This is a genomic window from Massilia genomosp. 1 (genome assembly GCF_011682185.1).
In the GTDB taxonomy this organism is placed as follows: Bacteria; Pseudomonadota; Gammaproteobacteria; order Burkholderiales; family Burkholderiaceae_D; genus Telluria_A; species Telluria_A rubra.
In genome coordinates this window covers 1-310 of record NZ_WHJF01000494.1, presented here as the reverse complement: position 1 = coordinate 310, position 310 = coordinate 1, and the positions used below count along the sequence as shown (strand labels likewise).

Here is a 310-nt window from a genome sequence, read left to right as displayed (position 1 = left end):
CGCGTACACGTCGGCATATTTTCCCTGCGTCGTGGTGGCACCCCATGACAGGAACTTGGTGGCGCCCTGCGGGTAGGCCTGGCTTTCCGGTGCCGGTCCGACGTAGCCGCCGCGATCTGCGAAGTAGACGATGCGGTCCTTGAGCGCCTGCGTCAATGCCGGATCGAGCGCGCGGCCATGCGCCGTCAGGTAGCTGACGAAATGCGCGCTCTGCACCGCGGCGCTGGCATTGCCGGGCAAATACTGCTCGGGCCAGGTGCCATCCCTGACGACGATGGCCTGCGCAGCGTTCTTGAATAGGGTGTGATAG

The 310-nt window shown here is 64.8% G+C and carries 1 protein-coding gene; it reads right to left on the bottom strand.

What is annotated here, in order from left to right:
- Window positions 1–310: hypothetical protein (locus tag F1735_RS34640; RefSeq protein WP_167241584.1), on the bottom strand; the 310-nt coding region annotated here is incomplete at both ends.